Below are 333 nucleotides of genomic sequence, written 5' to 3' on the forward strand. Positions count from 1 at the left end.
CCAGAGGGATACTTGCAGCATCTTCACCACCGGTAACATCCCCCGCACTCAGCTCAGGGGCATCGGCGACGGAGGCAACCTCAACACTAATAGTCCCGTCGGTAATCTCGGTATCACTGGTGACGCCGTTTCCATCGGTGGTGGTGACAGAGATGCCCATGTCGAAGTTCGCATTGGAATCTTCAGGGGCCATCACCTGCAAGCCATCCAGGCTGTAGGTGCCGTCACCATTGTCGGTGACTTGATCCATGCTCAAAGTGGCGGAACCATCGGTGATCTCAATGGCGGTGCCATCTTCCATCTGTAAGGAGGCACCATCGGGAATACCGCTAA

1 protein-coding gene is annotated in these 333 nt (G+C 55.9%); it reads right to left on the reverse strand.

The window, feature by feature from the left end; translation table 11 throughout:
* Nucleotides 1-333: hypothetical protein (locus tag V5T57_RS20730; RefSeq protein WP_332893176.1), on the reverse strand; the 333-nt coding region annotated here is incomplete at both ends.

The sequence above is a fragment of the Magnetococcus sp. PR-3 genome (genome assembly GCF_036689865.1).
Taxonomy (GTDB): Bacteria; Pseudomonadota; Magnetococcia; order Magnetococcales; family Magnetococcaceae; genus Magnetococcus.